The organism is Cryobacterium sp. MDB2-A-1 (genome assembly GCF_004402675.1).
GTDB lineage: Bacteria > Actinomycetota > Actinomycetes > Actinomycetales > Microbacteriaceae > Cryobacterium > Cryobacterium glucosi.
On record NZ_SOFK01000026.1, the window covers coordinates 22,826 to 41,522 of the forward strand.

Consider the following 18,697-nt stretch of genomic DNA (forward strand, 5'->3'; position numbering starts at 1 on the left):
GGCTGGCTCCTCCCACGGACTTCCAGATTACCCGAGTGTCCAGTCGACGGGCGCTGCGCCCTGCTCGGCGAGGAGCGCGTTCGCGCGGCTGAAGGGCCTCGACCCGAAAAAGCCCCGCCGCGCGGACAGCGGGCTCGGATGCGCCGACTCGATCACCGGGGTGTTGCCGAGCAACGGCCGCAGCCTCGCGGCGTCCTTCCCCCAGAGGATCGCGACGAGGGGCGTGCCGCGGGCGACGAGGGCACGGATGGCCTGGTCCGTGACGGCCTCCCAGCCGTGCCCGCGGTGCGAACCCGGCTCACCGGCGCGCACGGTGAGCACCCGGTTGAGCAGCAGCACTCCCTGGGCCGACCAGGCCGAGAGGTCTCCGGTGCGCAGGGTCACCCCGACGTCCGACTGGAGCTCGGCACCGATGTTCACGAGGCTCCGCGGCAAGGGCCGCACGGCGGGATCGACCGCGAAGGCGAGGCCGAGCGGATGCCCCGGCGTCGGATACGGGTCCTGGCCGACCAGGAGCACGCGTACCGCCCGGAACGGTTCGCGGAAGGCGCGCAGCACGGTCGCCGGCGCCGGCAGCCAGGGTCGCCCGGCGGCCGACTCGGCGTCGAGGAAACCGGTCGCCTGGGCCAGCGCGCCCGCCGCGGGGGCGAGGGCCGCTGCCCAGCCGGGGTCGACCGATGACGGGTCGACCGATGACGGGTCGATCGACGACGGGTCGATCACGGCCTAGGCGCCGAAGGTGCTGACGAGCACGCCGTTCTCGGACTGGCTGACCCGCCAGACGCTGCCGGAGCCGACGACGCGGAGGGCGCCCTCCCCGACGATGAGCGCGGTGTTCTCGTCGACAGCGAGGCCGCCGTCGATGAGGCCGGCTTCCGTTGCGGCGATGAGGCGGGACAGGGTTCCCCACTGGGCGGCGTGCACGTCGACGGTGACGTCGAGCAGGCCGATGCCGGGCTGGATGGTGAGTTCGTCGAGGCCTTCAGAGGCTGCTTCCGCGCTGACCTCGACCTCGCCCAGGCGCCAGCCGCTGACGAGGGCACGCTCTGCGGCGATCATGGCACCGGCGGAGTAGCCGAGGTACGGCACGCCGGCGGACACCTGGCGGCGGATCTCGCCTGCGATCGGGGTGAGTGCGGCAAGGTAGGCGGGCGTGAGCCCACCGCCGACGATGATGCCGTCGACGTCCGCGATCGCGGGCAGGGTCGCCGCGTCGCTCAGTGCGAGTTCGGTGATCTTCGCCTCGAAGACCCCGGCCGCACCGAGCGCCTCGGCGAGCTTCGCGGCGTGCTGGGCGGCGTCGTCAACAGCGTCGTCAACAGCAGCGGTGCCGGGCGCACGCACCGCGATGATCGCGATCCGGGGTTCGTCGCGACCGGCCGCCGTGGCACGCACGGTCGCCTCGGCGAGGAACGGACCGAACACGGCCGCGCTGTGTTCGGCGGCCCAGCCGCCGCCGACGAGGTGGATGCTCATGCGACGACGCCCGCAACGGCAGGCGCGACGACGACATTCTCCACTGCGGAGGGGGCGACGACGGTCGCGACGATGGGGGCGAGCAGGGCCGTCACTTCAGGCGCGTCGACGATCGGCAGCGCCGACCACGGGAACACGATCCAGTCGTCGGTCTCGCGCCAGGTGTAGTCCGGGACGAGGACCGTGCGCGGCTTGGTGTACAGGGTCGCGCAGCGCACCTCGGCCGCCGACTCCCGCAACATCGCGAGCACGAGCGCGAGGGTGCGCCCCGAGTCGGAGACGTCGTCGACGAGCAGCACGCTGAGTCCGGCAAGTGCCGGCGCGTCGAGCATCGGACCGGAGAGCACCGGCTCGGGCAGGCGTTCGTCGACCCCGGTGTAGAACTGCACGTTGATGCTGCCGCAGTTCTTCGTGCCGAGCGCGTACGACATCGCGCCCGCGAGCAGCAGGCCGCCGCGCGCGATCGCGATCACGACGTCCGGGTGGAATCCGCTCGACAGCACGTCGACGGCCAGTTGCCGCGAGGCAGCGGCGAAGTCCTCCCAGCCGAGGATTTCCCGCTGGATGCCGGTCGTGTCAGTTGCTGAGTCGTCTGCTTCGAATGCCATTGTCCAATGGTAGGTCACCGGCCGGCTGGAGGTCGGGTTCCGGTTCAGCGGCGAGGTGCCGTTCCGGGTGCCCGTCATAGAGCGAGAGCGGCCGGATCAGGGAGTTCGAAGCGGTCTGTTCGATGATGTGCGCGGTCCAGCCGGCGATCCGGGAGGCCACGAAGAGGGGCGTGAAGGTCAGGGTGTCGAAGCCCATCAGGTAGTACGCCGGTCCCGACGGGTAGTCGAGGTTCGGCAGGATACCGGTGCGCTCCTTCATCCCCGCCGCGAGGCGCTCGTAGAGCTCGATCAGGTCCGGGCGCTGGTAGTGCTCGACCAGGGTGAGCAGCGCGGTCTTCATCGTCGGCACCCGGGAGTCGCCGTGCTTGTAGACGCGGTGCCCGAAACCCATCACCTTGTGATGCGCGTCGAGGGTCTCCTTGAGCCAGGCATCCGCTCGTTCGCCGGAGCCTTCGCCGAGGCCGATCTGCTCGAACGTGTGCATCACGGCTTCGTTGGCGCCGCCGTGCAGCGCACCCTTGAGGGCGCCGACCGCCCCGGTGATCGCCGAGTGCAGGTCGCTCATCGTGGACGTGATCACGCGCGCGGTGAAGGTGGATGCGTTGAAGGAGTGGTCGGCGTACATGATCATCGACACGTCGAAGGCCTCGACGACGACGAGTTCCGGCACCTCGCCGAAGGTCATGAACAGGAAGTTCGCCGAGTAGCCGAGGTCGTCGCGCGGTTCGATCGGCTCGAGCCCGTGGCGGCGGCGCTGGTCGTAGGCGACGATCGCGGGCATCTGGGACCAGAGCCGCAGGCCCTTGGCCTTGTTCGCCTCCGGGGAGGCGTCGTCGACCTGCGGGTCGAAGGCGCCGATCAGGCTCACGGCGGTCCGCACGACGTCCATCGGGTGCGCGGTCAGGGGAAGCTCGTCGATCACGCGGCGCACGGCGGGCTGGAGGTGGCGGAGGGACCGCTCCTCGTCTTCGAACGCGGCGAGCTCGTCGGGCGTCGGGAGTTCGCCGTTCCAGAGCAGGTAGGTGACCTCCTCGAAGCTCTTCTGCGCGGCGAGTTCCTGCACCGGGTAGCCCCGGTAGAGCAGGGAGTTCGACAGGTCGTTGACCTTCGAGACGCGGGTGCGGTCGACCACGATTCCGGCGAGGCCCTTGTAGACCGTCGGTTCGGTGACGGCTGGTTCGTTCTGACTCATGTCGCTCCTTCGCGTGCGGTGAGTGCGTGGTTACGCGGGCAGGGTGGGGTTGAGGGTGAAATTGAAAACGCCGGAGTCGAAGTGATTGTACGACTCGTAGTCGAGCAGTTCGTAGAGCTTCGAGCGGTGCTGCATCTCTGGCAGCATCGACTCGAGCGAGCCGTGTTCGACGATCGCGTCGAGGCCGCGGTCTGCGGCGCCCATCGCGAGGCGCAACAGCGAGACGGGGAAGATCACGAGGTTCATCCCGACATCGGCGAGCTGCTGCACGGTGAAGAGCTCCCCCTTGCCGAACTCGGTCATGTTCGCGAGCACGGGCACGTCGACGGCCGCACGGATCGCCGCGAATTCGGCGAGCGACGCCATCGCCTCGGGAAAGATCGCGTCGGCGCCCGCGTCGACGAGTGCCTTCGCCCTGTCGACGGCCGCGGCGAGACCGTCGACGGCACGGATGTCGGTGCGCGCCATCACGAGGAAGTTCGGGTCCCTGCGGGCATCGACGGCCGCGCGGATGCGCTTGCTGGCCGTGTCGAGGTCGACGACCTGCTTGCCGTCGAGGTGGCCGCAGCGCTTCGGGTTGACCTGGTCCTCGATGTGCATTCCGGCGAGGCCGGCGTCCTCGAGGGTCTGCACGGTGCGCGCGACGTTCATCGGCTCGCCGAATCCGGTGTCGGCGTCGACGATCGCGGGCAGGTCGGTCATCCTGGCGATCTGCTGGCTGCGCCCGGCGACCTCGGTGAGGGTGGTCAGGCCGATGTCGGGCAGGCCGAGGTCTGCGGAGAGCACGGCGCCGGAGATGTAGACGCCCTCGAACCCCTTCGCCTCGATCAGGCGGGCGGAAAGCGGGTTGAATGCCCCGGGAAACCGGAGCAGGCGTCCGCTGGCCAGGTCGCGGCGGAAACCCTCGCGCTTGGCGGCGGGGGTGCGTGTCGAATACAACATCAGAAGATTCCATTCGGGATGGGGACCGAGGTGAGCAGGCCGTTGCGGGCCACGATGGTGAGCTGGTCGAGGTCGTCGGCGGCGAGGTCGGGCAGGCGTTCGGCGGCGTCGAGGAAGCGCAGGATCTCACCCTCCTCGAGCACGCCCGCCGCGAGCGTGCGGAACTTGTCAATGTACTCCGCCCGGCCGAAGGGCTGCGCGCCGAGCGGATGCGCGTCGGCGACGGCGAGCTCGTCGACGATCCGCTTGCCATTGGCCAGCTCGATCTCCACCCGGCCGCCGAAGGCCTTCTCGGCGGGGTCGAGTGAGTGGTAGCGCCGGGTCCACTCGACGTCCTCCTCGGTCGTGACCTTGTTCCAGAGGGCGATGGTGTCCGCGCGGCTCGCGCGTTCCGGCCGGTAGGAGTCGACGTGGTGCCAGCTGCCGTCCTGCAGTGCGACGGTGAAGATGTACGGGATCGAGTGGTCGAGGGTCTCCCTTGTCGCACTCGGGTCGTACTTCTGCGGGTCGTTCGCACCGGAGCCGATCACGTTGTGGGTGTGATGGCTCGTGTGGATCACGATCCGGGTGATGTTGGCCGGGTCGGCGAGTTCCGGGTGCTCGCGGTAGAGCTTGCGGGCGAGGTCGATGAGGGCCTGGGCCTGGTACTCGGCGGAGTGTTCCTTCGTGTAACTGTCCAGGATGGCCCGCTTGGCCTCGCCCCGGCCCGGCAGGGCGACCTGGTAGGAAGCCTCCGGACCGTCGAGGAGCCACGCGATGACGCCGTCTTCGCCCTCGTAGATCGGGGTCGGACTCGTCTCGCCGCGCATGGCGCGGTCGACGGATTCGACGGCCATCTTGCCGGCGAATGCGGGCGCGTACGCCTTCCAGCTCGAGATCTCACCCTTGCGGGACTGCCGGGTGGCCGTTGTGGTGTGCAGGGCCTGGCCGATGGCCTGGAAGATCGTCTCGGTGTCGAGGCCGAGCAGGGTGCCGATCCCGGCGGCGGCCGACGGGCCGAGGTGGGCGACGTGGTCGATCTTGTGCGCGTGCAGGCTGATCGCCCGCACGAGGTCGATCTGGATCTCGTAGCCGGTCGCGATCCCGCGCACGAGGTCCCGCCCGCTCAGGCCGCGGGTGACGGCGAGGTGCTGGGCGACGGCGAGGACCGGCGGGATGTTGTCGCCGGGGTGGGAGTACTCGGCGGCGAGGAAGGTGTCGTGGTAGTCCAGTTCGCGGACGGCGACGCCGTTGGCCCACGCCGCCCATTCCGGCGAGACCCGGCGGGAACGCTGTTCGCCGAACACGGTCGCGCCGACGCCGTTGAAGGAGCGCGGATGCGCGAGCGCCTGCGAGCGCGCGGCGACGACCGGTCGCCGGGTGAGCGAGGCCGCTGCGACGGCGGCATTGTCGATGACCCGGTTGATGATCATCTCGGTCACCTCGGCGGAGACCTCCACCGGGTCGGACGCGCACTCGGCGATCTTCCAGGCGAGCTGATCCGTGCGGGCCAGGTCTTCGTCGCTGCGGTGGACTCGAACATCGTGAAGCTGCACAGGGTTCCCTTCGGTGGTTCGGTTGGACGGTGGTTCGGGTGGGCGGTAGTTCGGGTGGGCGCTGGTTCGGGTGGGCGCTGTTGCTTCAGTCGGCCTGGGCGGCCGGGTTCGCCTCGAGCGCGGCGAGGACGTTGCTGAGGCTCTGGTGGAGGTGGACGTGGGTGGCGTGGGCGGCGAGCGAGGTATCACCGGCGACGATGGCCTCGATGATGAGCAGGTGCTCGGCCGCCGCCGCCCGCAGCCGCGCCGGGTTTTGCCTGGCGAGCCTGCGGATCCTGGCGAGGTGGGTGCGCACGTTGGCGAGCGCGGTGACGAGGAACGGGTTGCCGACTGCCGCGTCGAGCGCGTCGTCGAAGTCGTCGATGAGCTCGTAGTACCGGTGCAGTCCGGCCTCGCCCAGCAGCAGCAGTTCGGGTGCCGTGCGGAACTGGTCGCGCAGCTCGAGGAAGACGTGGGGGTCGCGCCGGGTCGCCGCGATCCTGGCCGCGTGCTCCTCGAGGGCGCGGCGGAGTTCGTACAGTTCGTGGATGCTGTCGACGGACATCTCCGTGACCATGAAGCCGCGGCCGGCGCGGCCGGCGACGAGCCCGTCGGCGATCAGGCGGGCGATGGCGGACCGGAGCGGCGTGCGCGAGACGCCGATGCGGTCGGACTGCTCGACCTCGAGGAGGCCGGCGCCCGGGGCGAGGACTCCGTCGAGGATTTCGTCGCGCAGCTGGCGGTAGGCGCGTTCGCTCGCGCTGACGACGGCGACCGGCGGTGCGGCCGTGCGGGTACCCACCGGAGTGGTGTTCCCCGACGTTGGGGTTTCTGTATACACAGACGCCATGCTATTCCCTTTTTACCCGGCGTGTGCAAGACTTCCTGAATTCTATGTATACATAGGAGCTTCAATGGGGAGGTTCACAGTGACATACACAGCGACAGGCACGGCGGGGAGCTACCGCGACTCCTGGCTGCGCTCGACGGATGCCGCGACCCGCGCCGACTTCTGGCTCGAGGCATCCGCCTTCATCGACTGGACCGTGCCCCCGCGCACCGCGCTCGAGGAGCGCGAGCCCGGGACCTGGCGCTGGTTCCCGGACGGCGAGCTCAACACGAGCTACAACGCCCTCGACCGGCACGTGCTCGCCGGCCGCGGCGACCAGGCCGCGGTCATCTACGACTCCGCGATGAGCGGCACCCGGGTCAGCATCAGCTACAGCCGGCTGCTCGACCGCGTCTCCCGGTTCGCCGGGGTGCTGCGCGCCCAGGGCGTCGGCGTCGGCGACCGGGTGATCGTCTACCTGCCGATGATCCCGGAGGCGATCGTGGCCATGCTCGCGTGCGCCAGGATCGGCGCCGTGCACTCCGTGGTCTTCGGCGGCTTCGCGGCGAGCGAACTCGCCGTGCGGATCGACGACGCCCGGCCCACCGTGATCGTGACCGCGTCGGGCGGGCTCGAGCCCGGCCGCGTCGTCGAATACCTGCCGCTCGTGAAGAAGGCTCTTGACCGGTCGCAGGGTTCGGTCCGCACCGTCATCGTGCGGGACCGCGAGTCGATCCCCGGGAGCGCGGCGGACTACGCCGTCGCGGGCACGGACACGGACACGGGCACGGACGCCGTCACCTGGCTCGACTGGGCGACCGAAGAGGATGCCGCGACCCCTGCCGAACCCGTGAGCCTCCGCTCTGAGGACCCGCTGTACATCCTCTATACCTCGGGAACGACCGGGAATCCGAAGGGCATCGTGCGCGACAACGGCGGACACGCCGTCGCGCTCGCCTGGTCGATGCGCAACATCTACGCCGCGGGGCCCGGAGACGTCTTCTGGGCGGCCTCGGACGTCGGCTGGGTCGTCGGGCACTCCTACATCGTCTACGCGCCGCTCCTCGTCGGGGCGACGACCGTCATCTATGAGGGCAAGCCGATCGGCACCCCGGACGCCGGCGCCTTCTGGCGGGTCGTCGAGGACTACAAGGTCACCGTGCTCTTCACCGCCCCGACCGCGATCCGGGCCATCCGCCGGGTCGACCCCGAGCTCGCCGAGCTGCAGAAGTACGACGTCTCGAGCCTGACCGGCCTCTTCCTCGCCGGGGAACGACTCGACCCCGAGACGTACCACTGGGCGAACGACGGGCTGCACTGCCCGGTGATCGACCATTGGTGGCAGACCGAGACAGGCTGGGCGATCTGCGCGAACCCGCGCGGCATCGAGGAAATCCCGACCAAGCCGGGATCGGCGACGTTCCCGGTCGCGGGCTACGCCATCGAGATCCTCGACTCGAAGGGCCGGCCCGTGACGAAGGTCGGCAAGGAGGGCAACATCGCCATCCGCCTGCCGCTTCCTCCCGGAACCCTGCTCGGTGTCTGGGGCAGCGCGGAGCGGTATGCGAGCGCCTATCTCTCCGCCTTCCCCGGCTACTATGCGACGGGCGACTCCGGCCATTTCGACGCCGACGGCTACCTCTACGTGATGGGCCGCACCGACGACGTGATCAACGTGGCCGGGCACCGGCTGTCGACCGGATCCCTCGAGGAGGTACTCACCCTGCATCCGTCGGTCGCGGAGTGCGCCGTGCTCGGAGTGCACGACCCGCTCAAGGGCCAGCGCGCCGCGGGCTTCGTGACGCTCAAGGCCGGGGCGACGATCGACCACGACACCCTCGCCAAGGAACTCGTCGGACTCGTGCGCGAGCACGTCGGCCCGGTCGCCGCCTTCCGTGACGTGACGATCCTCGACCGGTTGCCGAAGACCCGCTCTGGCAAGATCCTGCGCAAGACGATCCGCCAGATCGTCGACGGCGAGCCGTACACGGTTCCCCCGACGATCGAGGACCCTGCCGTGCTCGACGCGCTCAAGCTCGCCGTGCACGGCACCGCCCACACCAACTGAATCCTCTCCCCCCAGACCGCACTACCCAGCACCATCCTCACCGGAGCAAAGGAGCCCCCATGACGGAATCACTGAGAGATGCACGACCGGGAGCGACGCCGTCGTCGATCGACTACGTCGCTTTCGCCCAATCGCCCCGCTTCCTCGAGCTGAAGAGGAGGAGGAACCGGTTCGTGATCCCGCTCGCCGTGTTCTTCCTGGTCTGGTACTTCGGGTTCGTGCTCATCGCCGCCTACCTGCCCGCCGTGATGGCCATCCCGGTCGTCGGATCGGTCAACCTCGGCCTCGTGCTCGGCCTCGGCCAGTTCGTCACGACCTTCGCGATCACCATGTGGTACGTGTCCTTCTCGAACAAGACCCTCGACCCGATGGGCGCAGCGCTCCGCGCAGAGCTCGAAAAGATGGAGCAGAAATGAGCGCCGGCGCCATGATCGTCCAGACCGCCGTGAAGGCCACGGAGACCAACCCCGTCCTGAACATCTCGATCTTCCTCGCCTTCGTGGCCGTCACCCTGATCGTCGTGATCCGGGCCGGCCGCAACAACCGTTCCGCCGCGGACTACTACACCGGCGGCCGGTCCTTCACCGGACCGCAGAACGGCTTCGCGATCGCGGGAGACTACCTCTCGGCGGCGTCCTTCCTCGGCATCGTCGGAGCGATCGCGATCAGCGGGTACGACGGCTTCCTGTACTCGATCGGGTTCCTCGTCGCGTGGCTCGTCGCGCTGCTGCTCGTCGCAGAGCTGATGCGCAACACCGGCAAGTACACGATGGCCGACGTGCTCTCGTTCCGGCTCAAGCAGGGCCCGGTCAGGGTCGCGGCAGCCACGACGACCCTCGCCGTGTGCTTCTTCTACCTCCTCGCCCAGATGGCCGGCGCCGGCGGCCTCGTGTCGCTGCTGCTCGGCATCAACGACAAGCTCGGCCAGTCGGTCGTCGTCGTCGTTGTCGGCGGCCTGATGATCCTCTACGTGCTCATCGGCGGGATGAAGGGCACCACCTGGGTCCAGATCATCAAGGCGTTCCTCCTGATCATCGGAGCCCTCGGGATGACGATCTGGGTGCTCGCGATCAACGGCTTCAACTTCTCCGGACTGCTCGACTCTGCCGTCGCGGCCTCGATCAGCAAGCCCGCTGAGGCCATCCTCGTGCCGGGGCTCAAGTACGGGCACAATCCGCTCGACTTCATCTCCCTCGCGATCGCGCTCGTCCTCGGCACCGCGGGCCTGCCGCACGTGCTGATGCGCTTCTACACGGTCCCGAGCGCCAAGGAGGCCCGTCGTTCCGTGGTCTGGGCGATCTGGCTCATCGGCGCGTTCTACCTCTTCACCCTCGTGCTCGGCTTCGGCGCAGCGGCGCTCGTCGGCGCGGACGTCATCGCGGCGGCTCCCGGCGGGGTCAACTCCGCGGCGCCGCTCCTCTCGCTCGCGCTCGGAGGACCGCTCCTGCTCGGCTTCATCTCGGCGATCGCCTTCGCGACGATCCTTGCGGTCGTCGCCGGCATCACGATCACCGCGGCGACCTCGTTCGCGCACGACATCTACATGAGCGTGATCAAGAAGGGCAAGGGCGACCCGGACAGCGAAGTGAAGGTCGCCCGCCGCACCGTCATCGTGATCGGCATCCTCGCGATCGCGGGCGGCATCGGCGTGCAGGGCCAGAACATCGCGTTCCTCGTGGCGCTCGCCTTCGCCGTCGCGGCGAGCGCGAACCTCCCGACGATCCTCTACTCGCTGTTCTGGCGCGGCTTCACCACCCGCGGAGCGGTCTGGAGCATGTACGGCGGCCTCGCCGCTGCGATGATCCTGATCATCTTCTCCCCGGTGTTCTCCGGCACGCCGACGTCGATGTTCGGCGCGGGGGTCAACTTCGCGTGGTTCCCGCTCAGCAACCCCGGCATCGTCTCGATCCCGATCGGCTTCTTCCTCGGCTGGCTCGGCTCCGTCACGAGCACCCGCAAGGAGGACCCTCTCCTCGCCGCCGAGATGTCAGTCCGCTCCCTCACCGGCCACGGCGCCGAGAAGGCCGTCGAGCACTAGCCCGCAGCTACCTTTCCGGTCGAGAGTTCCCGCTCCACGGGTGACTCTCGACCGGAAGAGTGCGGTTCACGGGCCGGGTCTGGCCGGGCCAGCGGATGCAGCGGGTCAGTCCTTCGGGACGAGGGGGCCGCGCGCGACGCGCGTCGGGGCCGCCTGGGCGACGGGCTTGACCGTGATCAGGTCGAGGTTGACGTGGGCGGGCAGTTCGACGCTCAGCACGATCGTCTCGGCGATGTCCTCCGCGGTGAGCGGGTGCTCCACGCCGGCGTATGCGGCAGCGGCCTTTTCCGTGTCGCCGCCGAAGCGGACGAGGCCGAATTCCTCGGTCTTGACCATGCCGGGCGCGATCTCGATCACCCGGATCGGCTCGCCGTTGAGCTCGAGCCGCAGCACCTCCACGAGGGCGTGGGCCGCGAACTTGGCGGCGTTGTATCCGCCACCGCCGAGGTACGCGACGTGCCCGGCGATGGAGGTGACCGTGACGATGTCCGCGCTGCCAGCGGCATCCGTGCGGAGGCCTGCGGCCTCCTCTCGGAGTGTCTCCCGCAGCAGCGGGAGCACGGCACTCGTGACCCGCTTGACCGCGAGCACATTGATCTCGAACATCCAGGCCCAGTCTTCGACAGGGGCGGTCTCGACGCTGTCGAGGCCGCGGGCACCGCCGGCGTTGTTCACGAGGGCGTGCACGGGGCCGGATGCCGCGAGATAGTCGCGGAGGGCGTCGACGTCCGCCTGCACCGTCAGGTCGGCCGTGAAGACATCGGCGCCGGTTTCCGCTGCGAGGGCCGCGAGCCGGTCGGCACGCCGGGCCACGCCGACGACGTCCCAGCCGTGGGCCCGGAACAGTCGCACCGTGGCCGCCCCGATTCCCGAACTCGCACCGGTCACTACAACTCGCTTGTTTGCCATGGTCCTATTCTGGCGGCACGAGCAGCGGTCGGGGCACACCCGGGGCACACCCGGTAGATGACGCCGTGCTTCCCTGTCGTTCGCCCGGCCATCGCTCGCCTGCGCGCTCAGTTCGGCGATCCGCTCCTCGAGGGGCGCAGCTGCGGTGATACGTAGTCGCTCGGCCTGTCGATCACCGCGAGCGTGCACCGCGAAACGCAGACGAGACGGTCGCGGCCGTCGCTGATCCTCACCTCCCAGACCTGGACTCGTGCACCGAGATGGATCGGGCGGGCGACTCCCGTCACCCATCCGCTATCGACGTGAGCGTCTCCGCACAGGCGACGGACGCGCCGCCGTGGAGCACCAGCCGTCGCACGGTATCCGGATGCGCCGCCGCCCACGCCACAGCGACCAGCGCACCCATCGACGTGCCGATGAGGTCGAACGGCTCCGGACCGAGCTTCGCGACGACCGCGGCGAGCTGCTCCAGCTCGAAGTCCATCGACGGCGGCCGGCTCGTCGGAGCCGACAGGCCGCATCCGGCGCGGTCGTACCGGATGAGCCGGCGGTCCGCCGCCAGACTCTCGTAGAACGCCCGCTCCTCGGGCAGCTGCCAGCTGAGCTCGAGGTGACTGAGCCACCCCGCTGTGTACACGAGCGGCGGACCGGGGCACACCCGTAGATGACGCCGTGTTTCGGCGACATTGCCGACCCCGCGAGCGCGTGCCTAAACTCGCACCCAAGAGCGATGGACGGTCCACGCTCGTCACGGATTACAGGGAGTTCTTCATGAGCGACAACGCGGCCGCCTGGCAGTTCGAAACCAAGCAGGTGCACTCTGGCGCGCACCCCGACCCGGTCACCAACGCACGCGCCACCCCGATCTACCAGACCACGTCCTACGTGTTCAACAGCGCGCAGCACGCCCAGAACCTCTTCGCCCTCGCCGAGTTCGGCAACATCTACACCCGCATCATGAACCCGACCCAGGCCGTCGTCGAAGAGCGCATCGCCGCGCTCGAAGGCGGCACGGCGGCGCTGCTGCTCGCCTCTGGCCAGGCCGCATCGACCTTCGCCGTGCTCAACATCGCCCAGGCCGGCGACCACATCGTCTCCTCGAGCTCGATCTACGGCGGAACCTACAACCTCTTCAAGTACACCCTCGCCAAGCTCGGCATCGAGACGACCTTCGTCGAGGACCAGGACGATGCAGCAGAGTGGGCCCGCGCCGTGCGCCCGAACACCAAGCTGTTCTTCGCCGAGACCATCGGCAACCCCAAGATCAACGTGCTCGACATCTCGCTCGTCGCCGACGTCGCCCACCAGAACGGCGTCCCGCTCATCGTCGACAGCACCATCGCGACCCCGTACCTGATCCGCCCCTTCGAACACGGCGCCGACATCGTCGTCCACTCCGCCACCAAGTTCCTCGGCGGCCACGGCACGATCATCGGCGGCGTCATCGTCGACGGCGGCACCTTCGAGTGGTCGAAGAACGTCGAGAAGTTCCCCGGCCTCACCGAGCCGGACCCGTCCTACCACGGCGTCAGCTACACGGGCGCTGTCGGCGACGGCATCGCGTACATCATCAAGGCACGCGTTCAGTTGCTCAGGGACCTCGGCAGCGCGATCGCCCCCGCGAGCGCCTGGCAGCTGATCCAGGGCATCGAGACCCTGAGCCTGCGCATCGAGCGCCACGTGCAGAACGCCCAGGACATCGCGGAATGGCTCGAGAGCCACCCCGACATCGCCTCGGTCAACTACGCCGGCCTGCCGTCGAGCCCCTGGTATGCGACCGCCAACAAATACGCGCCCAAGGGCGTCGGCGCGGTCGTCTCCTTCGAGCTCAAGGGCGGGGTGGATGCCGGCCGCGCGCTCGTCGACAACCTCGAGCTCTTCAGCCACCTGGCCAACATCGGCGACGTCCGCTCGCTCGTGATCCACCCGGCCTCGACAACCCACGCCCAGCTCACGCCGGAGCAGCAGCTCACGAGCGGCGTGACCCCCGGCCTCGTGCGCCTGTCCGTCGGCATCGAGAACATCGCCGACCTTAAGGCCGACCTCGAGCACGGGCTCGCCGCCGCCCGCGCCGTAGTCGAGGCCTCGCGCGCGAACGCCTGACCCGCACCGCAGCACCCCTGACCGATTCGACGGAGATTCTGCCGGAATTGTACGTTGCAGGCCGTTTTCGGGCCGCGCGAGGCACAATCTCCGTCGAATTGGTTCAGAGAACGATCCGGATGACGGGTCCGTGAATATCCTGTCGGTATGACTGACCTGCGACCGATCGGATACTGGCTCAAACTCGTCGACCAACTGATCAACGAGCAATTCGCGACGACCCTCGAGGAACACGGGGTGACGAGGCGGCAGTGGCAGCTGCTCGGGATGCTGTCCCGCGGACCGGCCTCGGTCGAGCAGCTCACGAGCGGGGTCGCCCCGTTCCTCGACACCGAGGGTGAGACCGTCGTCGAACACCTCGCCGAACTCGTCGAGAGCGGCTGGGTCACGGTGTCGGAGTCCGGGTACGCGATCACCGACCGCGGCAGGCTCGCCTACCAGCGCCTCGCCGAGGTCGTATCGGTGAACCGGGATGCCGCGACCCAGGACGTCAGCCCTGCCGACTACGCCACGACCCTGGCCACCCTCGAGCGGGTGGCCCGCAACCTCGGCTGGACCGGCGAGCCGGAGTGATCCCTAGGCCGCCGTGGTGCCGGTCGCGGGGATCGAGCTCGCGAGCACGGTGTCGAGGACGGCGGATGCCTCTTCGCTCGTCGAGCTCTGGGCGAGTGCGAGTTCGGAGACGAGCACCTGGCGGGCCTTGACGAGCATGTTCTTCTCGCCGGCGGACACGCCGCGCTCCTGGTCACGACGCCACAGGTCGCGGACGACCTCGCCGACACGGTAGACGCTGCCGCTCGCCATCTTCTCCTGGTTGGCCTTGTACCGGCGCGACCAGTTCCCCGGCTCCTCGACGAAGGATTCGCGGAGAACGTCGAACACGGCCTGGACGCCGGCGCTGTCGATGACGTCGCGCACGCCGACGAGCTCGGCGTTCTCGATCGGCAGCTTGATCGTCAGGTCGTTCGCGTGCACGGTGAGGGTCATGAACTTCTTCTCGATCCCCTTCACGGCGCGGGTCGTGATTTCGGTGATGGTGACCGCGCCGTGGTGCGGGTAGACCAGGGTTTCTCCCACGGTGAAATTCATATGCTGCCTCTGTTCGTTGGTGATGCGGGGTTCTCGCGACCATCGTCGGTCGGTTGTGTGGTGGTGTGTGGGGTGCCGGGTTCGCGGCGTCAGGCCGCGTCGACCAGCCATTCGGGGAGGAATTCGACCAGCTGGTCGACGATCTCGTCGTCCGTGACGTCGAGCTGGCCGCGCATCCAGGCGCTGATCAGGGTGAGCGCTCCCCCGGCCACGTAGGTGGCGAAGGACTCGGGGTGCACGACCCTGGGCGTGCCGGAGAGCACGACGAGCGATTCGACGAGGCGGCGCGAGTACGCTTCGATCTCGTCGTCGTATGCCGTGCGGGTGATCGGCAGGTCGAGCACACTCGAGTACAGCGGGTAGTGCTCCACGATGTGGGAGATGAGCCGCTGGTAACCGACCCGTGCGGCCTGGGCCCCGGTGAGGTCGTCGCTCAGCAGGTCGAACCCGGTCACGCCGATCTCGGCGAACTGCTCGCGGAGGAACCCGGTCGCGAGATCGTCGAGGCTGCTGAAGTGCGCGTAGAACGAACTGCGGCTGATCGAGGCCGTGCGCACGATGTCGCTGACCGAGACGGATGCGACGCGCTGGGTCATGAGCGTGCGGACCGCTGTGAAAATGGCCTGCCTGGTGCGTTCCGCCCGGGGGTCCGAGGCACGCACGGCGCTGATTGTACCGCGCACCACGCTTTCTCGGACATACTCGGTGCGGGTCATCAGGACAGTCTAGCACTTCTCGGACACCTGTCCGAGAAGTGGGCAAGGGGGCCGGATGAGCGCCGCAACAACCGCACGTCTCCAACCGCACGTCTCCAGCCGCACGAAACAAGCCGCGCGTAACAAAGGGACGTTGGCGCGTCAGACCGGGCAGAATGAGGGCATATGGAATGGCAGACCTCGGCGGACACGGTCCCGTCCAGCTTCATCACCGAGGCTCAGGCGCGCTCGCTGTTCGGCAAGCCCCCGGCGACGGGCGCGTGGCGCGACGGCGACCCCGTCGGCAACCGCAGGTTCCAGGACGTGGGCGCACTCGACCTCGAGGCCGGCGGGCGACTGGGCGCCGTCCGGATCGCCTACGAGACCTGGGGCGAACTCTCCCCCGCGCGGGACAACGCGGTGCTCGTGCTGCACGCCCTCACCGGGGACAGCCACCTGCTCGGCGCGGCAGGGCCCGGCCACGCGACCGCCGGCTGGTGGGGCGGCATCGTCGGCCCCGGCCTGGCCATCGACACCGACCGCTATTTTGTCGTCGCACCGAACATGCTCGGCGGTTGCCAGGGCAGCACGGGCCCGTCGTCCCTCGCCCCTGACGGCTCGGAGTGGGGCATCCGCTTCCCCTACCTGACCATCCGCGACCAGGTCGCCGCCCAGGTCGCATTCGCCGACCGGATCGGGATCGACGCCTGGGCCCTCGTGGTCGGCGGGTCGATGGGGGGAATGCACGCCCTCGAATGGGCGATCGACCGGCCGGACCGGGTGGAGAGGCTCGCGATCCTCGCGGCCCCGCCCGTGACGACGGCCGATCAGATCGCCCTGAATTCGGTGCAGATCGAAGCCATCCGCAGCGACCCGCTGTTCCGGTCCGGCGATTACTACGACGCCGTCGACGGCGACGGTCCGACCCGCGGGCTCGCCCTGGCCCGGCGGATGGCCCTGCTGAACTACCGCAGCCCGTCCGAGCTCAACGAGCGTTTCGAGCGCGGCTGGCAGAGCCGGATCTCCCCGCTAGGCTCCGGCGGCCGGTTCGCCGTCGAGTCCTACCTCGACTTCCACGGCAACAAGTTCACCCGACGTTTCGACGCGAACAGCTACATCGTCCTCGTCGAGGCGATGAACTCCCACGATGTGACCCGCGGCCGGGGTTCCCTCGCCGAGGCCCTCTCCTCGATCGAAGCAACCACCCTCGTCGTCGGAATCGACAGCGACCGGCTGTTCCCCGTCGAGGGCCAACGCCGGATCGCGGCACACCTCCGCAACGGCCTCGACGGCACCGAACCCGTCGTGCTCTCCTCGAGCTATGGCCACGACGGCTTTCTGATCGAGAATGCCGCCGTCGGCGAGCAACTCGGCCGCCTGCTCCGCTGACCTTCACGACGGCTGGACGTCGGCCGGTTCCGCCGGCTATCACACCGACTTTTCCGCTACCGCCCTGCGATTGACAGGGCAGGCATTCCGGACGACCCTGACAGGGAGCCCGGCCACTGCCTGCCTTGTACAGACCGCCCAGCGAAGAGGAGTCCCGTGATGAAAGCCGGCTACGTCGTCATGGTCATCGTCGGAACGCTGCTCGCCGTGTCCGGCATCGGCTTGCTCGCGGGCGGAGTCGCCGTTGCAACGGTCGCGGCACAACAGGGCAGGGACGGGTTCCTGACCACGCCGAGCGGCTCATTCTCCGTGGCCTCGTATGCGATCACCTCACCGAACCTCACGATCGAGAGCGACTCAGGCACCGGGACCAGCACCCAGGCGGGGTCCGGCGGGATGCCCTCCGGGCTCGCGACCGTGATGCTCGAGGCGACGAGCGTCCGCGGCACCGGGGTCTTCATCGGCATCGCACCGCGGGCGGAGGTGGAACGCTACCTCGCCTCCGTCGCGCACAGCGAGCTCACCTCCGTGAACTCCACGCCATTCCGCACCGAGTACCGCGAGGTGCCCGGCAGCAGACGTCCTGCCCGTCCGGGCAGCCAGACCTGGTGGACGGTCGCGGCCTCCGGGCCGGGAACGCAGCGCCTGGTCTGGCCGGTCGTGAGCGGCGACTGGGCCGTCGTCGTCATGAACGCGGATGCGACGCAGGGCGTTGACGTAGAGGCGCGGGCCGGCGTCCGGTCCGGCCTCTTCGTGCCTGCGGCGGTCGCCCTGTTGCTCGGCGGCGGGCTGCTGCTCGTGGCCGGGGTGCTCCTCGTGGTCTTCGGCGCGTTGGGCCTCGGGAGGCGCGACTCCGCACAGGGGCCGGACGACCACGACGGCGCTGTCGGAACGACGGGCACTGCCGGAGCGATGGGCGCTGCCGGAGCGATGGGCGCTGTCGCAGCGACGGGTCCACCTGGTCCGGTCTACCCCGCGCGCCTCGAGGGCACACTGCAGCCCGACGTGTCCAGGGGATTGTGGCTCGTGAAATGGATCCTGATCTTCCCGCACGTCGTGGTGCTGTTCTTCCTCTGGTTCGCCACGTTCGTGACGACGATCGTCGCGGGCTTCGCCATCCTGTTCACTGGCCGGTATCCCCTGGCCCTCTTCACGTTCAACGTCGGCGTGCTGCGCTGGAGCTGGCGCGTCGCCTTCTACGCGTATTCGGCGCTCGGCACCGACAGGTACCCGCCGTTCACTCTCGCCCCGGCCGACTACCCAGCCGACCTCGACATCGACTACCCCGAGCGGTTGTCCCGGGGGCTTGTCCTGGTCAAGTGGTGGCTGCTCGCGATTCCACAGATCCTCATCGTGTCCGCCCTGACGAGCACCCCGACCGCTCGCTACACGATCGGGGACACCACCTATTCGACGACGACCGGAGTATCACTCCTCGGTCTCCTCGTGCTCATTGCGGGGCTGATGCTGCTGTTCACGGGCCACTACCGGCAGTCCCTGTTCGATTTCATCCTCGGTATCGACCGCTGGGTGTTCCGTGTGGTGGTGTACACCGGACTCTTCCGGGACGACTATCCACCGTTCCGCCTCGACCAGGGCGGGACCGAAACGGGGGGCACCGGACCGGGGGGAATCGACGAGGCTGCTAGGGTGAAAACGACCTGAGGAATCACGGATGCTGACCCGACAAAGCTCGAGGCGCCTAACTGTTCCCCCTGCACGCGCCCAAATACCCCCGGTTCGCCCCGTTCCCGGCGAACCCCCCGCACGCGTGGCCCGTAAACAAGGCACATTCGTGAAACTGAGCGCCACGCGCGCGTCGAAACCGGCCGCATCCGGATATGG

18 protein-coding genes are annotated in these 18,697 nt (G+C 68.8%); 7 read left to right on the top strand and 11 right to left on the bottom strand.

Annotated features, from left to right (window positions below; genetic code table 11):
- Window positions 1-27 precede the first annotated feature (27 nt).
- From E3O39_RS08780 to E3O39_RS08810, 7 genes are all read right to left on the bottom strand, one after another.
- Window positions 28-723 (bottom strand): uracil-DNA glycosylase, encoded by a 696-nt coding sequence (locus tag E3O39_RS08780; protein ID WP_134449799.1) that lies wholly within the window; start codon window positions 721-723, stop codon window positions 28-30.
- Between the two features lie 3 nt (window positions 724-726).
- A complete protein-coding gene (locus tag E3O39_RS08785) occupies window positions 727-1,476 on the bottom strand; it encodes a Type 1 glutamine amidotransferase-like domain-containing protein (RefSeq protein WP_134449798.1) in 750 nt (249 codons plus the stop codon).
- Window positions 1,473-2,084, bottom strand: a complete 612-nt coding sequence (locus tag E3O39_RS08790) for a phosphoribosyltransferase (RefSeq protein WP_134449797.1) — start codon at window positions 2,082-2,084, stop codon at window positions 1,473-1,475. The genes E3O39_RS08785 and E3O39_RS08790 overlap by 4 nt, the downstream gene beginning before the upstream one ends.
- Complete coding sequence (locus tag E3O39_RS08795; protein ID WP_134449796.1) at window positions 2,053-3,276, bottom strand: bifunctional 2-methylcitrate synthase/citrate synthase; 1,224 nt, start codon at window positions 3,274-3,276, stop codon at window positions 2,053-2,055. Before E3O39_RS08795 ends, E3O39_RS08790 begins: the two co-directional genes overlap by 32 nt.
- A gap of 30 nt (window positions 3,277-3,306) precedes the next feature.
- Window positions 3,307-4,218, bottom strand: coding sequence for a methylisocitrate lyase (gene prpB, locus E3O39_RS08800; protein ID WP_134449795.1), 912 nt, complete (start codon window positions 4,216-4,218; stop codon window positions 3,307-3,309).
- The gene (locus E3O39_RS08805; protein ID WP_134449794.1) at window positions 4,218-5,753 is read right to left on the bottom strand and encodes an MmgE/PrpD family protein; all 1,536 of its coding nucleotides are present in this window, start codon (window positions 5,751-5,753) and stop codon (window positions 4,218-4,220) included. The genes prpB and E3O39_RS08805 overlap by 1 nt, the downstream gene beginning before the upstream one ends.
- An 85-nt stretch (window positions 5,754-5,838) precedes the next feature.
- Entirely contained in the window at window positions 5,839-6,534 is a 696-nt protein-coding gene (locus E3O39_RS08810) for a GntR family transcriptional regulator (RefSeq protein ID WP_241985026.1), read from the bottom strand.
- A gap of 127 nt (window positions 6,535-6,661) precedes the next feature.
- On the opposite strand from E3O39_RS08810, the gene E3O39_RS08815 reads away from it, so the two are divergent.
- The 3 genes from E3O39_RS08815 to E3O39_RS08825 are packed head-to-tail and all read left to right on the top strand — an operon-like array spanning window position 6,662 to window position 10,667.
- The gene (locus E3O39_RS08815; protein WP_255454139.1) at window positions 6,662-8,629 is read left to right on the top strand and encodes an AMP-binding protein; all 1,968 of its coding nucleotides are present in this window, start codon (window positions 6,662-6,664) and stop codon (window positions 8,627-8,629) included.
- A 59-nt stretch (window positions 8,630-8,688) separates the two neighbouring features.
- Window positions 8,689-9,045: a DUF485 domain-containing protein gene (locus E3O39_RS08820; protein WP_134449791.1), complete on the top strand. Its 357-nt coding sequence runs from the start codon at window positions 8,689-8,691 to the stop codon at window positions 9,043-9,045.
- Window positions 9,042-10,667, top strand: coding sequence for a cation acetate symporter (locus E3O39_RS08825; protein WP_241975499.1), 1,626 nt, complete (start codon window positions 9,042-9,044; stop codon window positions 10,665-10,667). The genes E3O39_RS08820 and E3O39_RS08825 overlap by 4 nt, the downstream gene beginning before the upstream one ends.
- A 105-nt stretch (window positions 10,668-10,772) precedes the next feature.
- Here E3O39_RS08825 and E3O39_RS08830 read toward each other — a convergent pair whose 3' ends face one another.
- A complete protein-coding gene (locus E3O39_RS08830) occupies window positions 10,773-11,576 on the bottom strand; it encodes an SDR family oxidoreductase (protein WP_134449790.1) in 804 nt (267 codons plus the stop codon).
- Window positions 11,577-11,859: 283 nt separating this feature from the next.
- Entirely contained in the window at window positions 11,860-12,213 is a 354-nt protein-coding gene (locus E3O39_RS08835; RefSeq protein ID WP_241975498.1) for an alpha/beta fold hydrolase, read from the bottom strand.
- Window positions 12,214-12,347: 134 nt separating this feature from the next.
- Between E3O39_RS08835 and E3O39_RS08840 the strand changes: the two genes are divergently transcribed.
- Together E3O39_RS08840 and E3O39_RS08845 are read left to right on the top strand one after the other, a co-directional pair.
- Window positions 12,348-13,679: a bifunctional o-acetylhomoserine/o-acetylserine sulfhydrylase gene (locus tag E3O39_RS08840; RefSeq protein ID WP_134449788.1), complete on the top strand. Its 1,332-nt coding sequence runs from the start codon at window positions 12,348-12,350 to the stop codon at window positions 13,677-13,679.
- 147 nt (window positions 13,680-13,826) lie between these two features.
- Entirely contained in the window at window positions 13,827-14,252 is a 426-nt protein-coding gene (locus E3O39_RS08845) for a MarR family winged helix-turn-helix transcriptional regulator (protein ID WP_134449787.1), read from the top strand.
- A gap of 3 nt (window positions 14,253-14,255) precedes the next feature.
- On the opposite strand, the gene E3O39_RS08850 is transcribed toward E3O39_RS08845, so the two are convergent.
- The gene (locus E3O39_RS08850; RefSeq protein ID WP_134449786.1) at window positions 14,256-14,768 is read right to left on the bottom strand and encodes a CarD family transcriptional regulator; all 513 of its coding nucleotides are present in this window, start codon (window positions 14,766-14,768) and stop codon (window positions 14,256-14,258) included.
- 89 nt (window positions 14,769-14,857) lie between these two features.
- Window positions 14,858-15,484, bottom strand: coding sequence for a TetR/AcrR family transcriptional regulator (locus E3O39_RS08855; protein ID WP_134449785.1), 627 nt, complete (start codon window positions 15,482-15,484; stop codon window positions 14,858-14,860).
- Between the two features lie 165 nt (window positions 15,485-15,649).
- Here E3O39_RS08855 and E3O39_RS08860 point away from each other — a divergent pair, with 165 nt between their 5' ends.
- The gene (locus E3O39_RS08860) at window positions 15,650-16,852 is read left to right on the top strand and encodes a homoserine O-acetyltransferase (protein ID WP_134449784.1); all 1,203 of its coding nucleotides are present in this window, start codon (window positions 15,650-15,652) and stop codon (window positions 16,850-16,852) included.
- A gap of 159 nt (window positions 16,853-17,011) precedes the next feature.
- Complete coding sequence (locus E3O39_RS08865) at window positions 17,012-18,517, top strand: DUF4389 domain-containing protein (protein WP_241985029.1); 1,506 nt, start codon at window positions 17,012-17,014, stop codon at window positions 18,515-18,517.
- The last annotated feature ends 180 nt before the right edge of the window (window positions 18,518-18,697 follow it).